4 protein-coding genes are annotated in these 2801 nt (G+C 72.9%); 3 read left to right on the top strand and 1 reads right to left on the bottom strand.

Annotated elements, in window-relative coordinates:
* Nucleotides 1–724, top strand: a 724-nt coding sequence (gene hisF / locus AB8Z36_RS36135) for an imidazole glycerol phosphate synthase subunit HisF (RefSeq protein ID WP_369217623.1), incomplete at its 5' end; no start/stop codon positions are given.
* 42 nt (nucleotides 725–766) lie between these two features.
* Here the strand turns inward: hisF and AB8Z36_RS36130 are convergent.
* A complete protein-coding gene (locus AB8Z36_RS36130) occupies nucleotides 767–1402 on the bottom strand; it encodes a TIGR03085 family metal-binding protein (protein WP_369217622.1) in 636 nt (211 codons plus the stop codon).
* An 82-nt stretch (nucleotides 1403–1484) separates the two neighbouring features.
* Here AB8Z36_RS36130 and hisI point away from each other — a divergent pair, with 82 nt between their 5' ends.
* On the top strand, nucleotides 1485–1871 hold the full coding sequence (gene hisI / locus AB8Z36_RS36125; RefSeq protein ID WP_369217621.1) for a phosphoribosyl-AMP cyclohydrolase: 387 nt from the start codon (nucleotides 1485–1487) through the stop codon (nucleotides 1869–1871).
* Between the two features lie 10 nt (nucleotides 1872–1881).
* Nucleotides 1882–2801 (top strand): chorismate-binding protein (locus tag AB8Z36_RS36120; RefSeq protein ID WP_369217620.1); only part of this gene is annotated, 920 nt, incomplete at its 3' end.

Raw genomic sequence — 2801 nt, 5'->3', positions numbered from 1 at the left:
TCTCCACGGGGTCGCCCGCGTCGTCAAGGGCGTCAACTTCCAGAACCTGCGCGACGCGGGCGACCCCGTGGAGATGGCCAAGGTCTACGACGCCGAGGGCGCCGACGAGCTGACCTTCCTGGACATCACCGCGTCCTCCGGCAACCGCGAGACGACGTACGACGTGGTCCGCCGCACCGCCGAGCAGGTCTTCATCCCGCTCACGGTCGGCGGCGGCGTGCGCACCGCCGAGGACGTCGACAAGCTGCTGCGGGCGGGCGCGGACAAGGTGGGCGTCAACACCGCGGCCATCGCGCGCCCCGACCTGATCCGCGAGATCGCGGAGCGCTTCGGCCGCCAGGTCCTCGTCCTCTCGGTCGACGCGCGCCGCACGGCGTCGGGCTCCTTCGAGGTGACGACCCACGGCGGCCGGAAGTCGGCCGGGATCGACGCCGTCGAATGGGCACACCAGGCCGCCGAACTGGGCGCGGGCGAGATCCTGCTCAACTCCATGGACGCCGACGGCACCAAGGACGGCTACGACACCGAGATGATCGCGGCCGTCCGCGCCCACGTCTCGGTCCCGGTGATCGCTTCGGGCGGCGCGGGCCGCCTCGGCCACTTCCCCCCGGCGATCGCCGCCGGTGCGGACGCGGTCCTCGCGGCCTCGGTCTTCCACTTCGGCGACCTGCGCATCGGCGAGGTGAAGGGCGCCCTGCGGGAGGCCGGACACCCGGTGCGCTAGGTTCCCGGCGCGCCGGAACCCCGGCGCGCCGGACCCCGGGCGCTACAGCCCCAGTTGCCTGGTCTCCTGGAGCGTCGCGATCGCGCCCTTGTCGCCGTCCAGCTCCACCTCGGCGACCGACTGCCTGCCGTAGGCGAACAGGAGCAGCTCGGCCGGTTCGCCCGTGGCCGTCACCACCGGGGTGCCCCGGTGGGCCACCGCCGTCTGGCCGTCGGGGCGGCGCAGGACCAGACCGACCGGGGCCTTGCGGCCGATCAGGCGGGCCGTGCGCTCCAGACGGGACCAGAGGGCGTCCGCGAAGACCGGGTCGAGCTCGCGCGGCACCCAGTCGGGGCTCGCGCGGCGCACGTCCTCGGTGTGGATGTAGAACTCCACCGCGTTCGCGGCCTCGTCGACCTGCTTGAGGGAGAAGGGCGAGAACCGCGGCGGCCCGGTTCTGATGAGCTGGATCAGCTCCTCGTACGGCTTCGCCGCGAACTCCGCCTGCACCCGCTCGAGACGGCCCGCGAGCTGCTTGATCAGGAGTCCGCCCGCGGCGTCCGCGCGGCGCTCGCGCACCACCACATGGGCCGCGAGGTCACGGGTCTGCCACCCCTCGCACAGGGTGGGAGCCTCCGGCCCCTCCGCCTCCAACAGATCGGCGAGAAGAAGTCGTTCACGCTTCGCATGGGTCGACATGCCCGCAAGCCTACGGCCGCCCACCCGGTCCGGACAGTGGACGGGGGTCCGTCGCGCGCCCCCGGCGCGGCACAATGGGCCCATGACCAGCGTGCCTCCGCCCAGCAGCGCCCTCGACCCGGAGATCGCCGCGCGCCTCAAGCGCAGCGCCGACGGGCTCATCCCCGCCATCGCCCAGCAGTACGACACCGGCGAGGTGCTGATGCTCGGCTGGATGGACGACGAGGCGCTGCACCGCACCCTGACCACGGGCCGCTGCACCTACTGGTCCCGCAGCCGCCAGGAGTACTGGGTCAAGGGCGACACCTCCGGCCACTTCCAGTACGTCAGGGAAGTCGCCCTGGACTGCGACGCGGACACCGTCCTCGTCCAGGTCGACCAGGTCGGCGCCGCTTGCCACACCGGCACGCGCACCTGCTTCGACTCCGACGTGCTGCCGTTGTCCGGCGTGCCCGCGCCCGGTCAGTAGGGTCGCAGCCATGGACCTCGAGACCTTCCGCAAGCTGGCGTCCGACCGCCGCGTCATCCCCGTCAGCCGCAAGCTCCTCGCGGACGGCGACACCCCCGTCGGCCTCTACCGCAAGCTCGCCGCCGAACGCCCCGGCACGTTCCTCCTGGAATCCGCCGAGAACGGCAGGTCCTGGTCCCGCTACTCCTTCGTCGGGGTCCGCAGCGCCGCCACCCTCACCGTCCGCGACGGCGCGGCCCACTGGCTCGGCACCCCGCCCGTCGGCGTCCCCACCGACGGCGACCCGCTCGAAGCCCTGCGCGCCACCATCGCCCTGCTGCACACCCCGCGCGACGTGGTCAGCGCCGACGGCCTGCCGCCCTTCACCGGCGGCATGGTCGGCTACCTCGGCTACGACATCGTGCGCCGCCTGGAGAAGATCGGCCCCGGCGAGCGGGACGACCTGCGCCTGCCCGAGCTGACCATGCTGCTCACCAGCGACCTCGCCGTGCTCGACCACTGGGACGGCTCGGTCCTGCTGATCGCCAACGCGATCAACCACAACGACCTCGACTCCGGTGTCGACGAGGCCTACGAGGACGCCATCGCCCGGCTCGACGCCATGGAGGCCGACCTCGCACGGCCCGTCGCCCAGCCCCCGGCCGCGCTGCCCGCCTCCGAACTGCCCGAGTACACCGCCCGGTGGGGCGGCGAGCAGTACCAGAGGGCCGTCGAGGACATCAAGGAGCGCATCCGCGCCGGTGAGGCCTTCCAGGTCGTGCCCTCGCAGCGCTTCGAGACCCCCTGCGCCGCGAGCGCCCTAGACGTCTACCGGGTGCTGCGGGCCACCAACCCGTCGCCGTACATGTACCTCCTGCGCCTGGACGGCTTCGACGTGGTCGGATCGAGCCCCGAGGCCCTGGTCAAGGTCGAGGACGGGCGCGCCCTGCT

The sequence above is a fragment of the Streptomyces flavofungini genome (assembly GCF_041028215.1).
GTDB classification, from domain to species: Bacteria; Actinomycetota; Actinomycetes; order Streptomycetales; family Streptomycetaceae; genus Streptomyces; species Streptomyces flavofungini_B.
The sequence above is the reverse complement of the archived record's forward strand: the minus strand, read 5'-3'. Positions and strand labels throughout refer to the sequence as shown.

Bases quoted from the DNA above. Each gene is read 5' to 3' on its own strand.
- AB8Z36_RS36130 (WP_369217622.1), bottom strand. From the start codon at position 1,402: ATGTCGACCCATGCGAAGCGTGAACGACTTCTTCTCGCCGATCTGTTG.
- hisI (WP_369217621.1), top strand. From the start codon at position 1,485: ATGACCAGCGTGCCTCCGCCCAGCAGCGCCCTCGACCCGGAGATCGCC.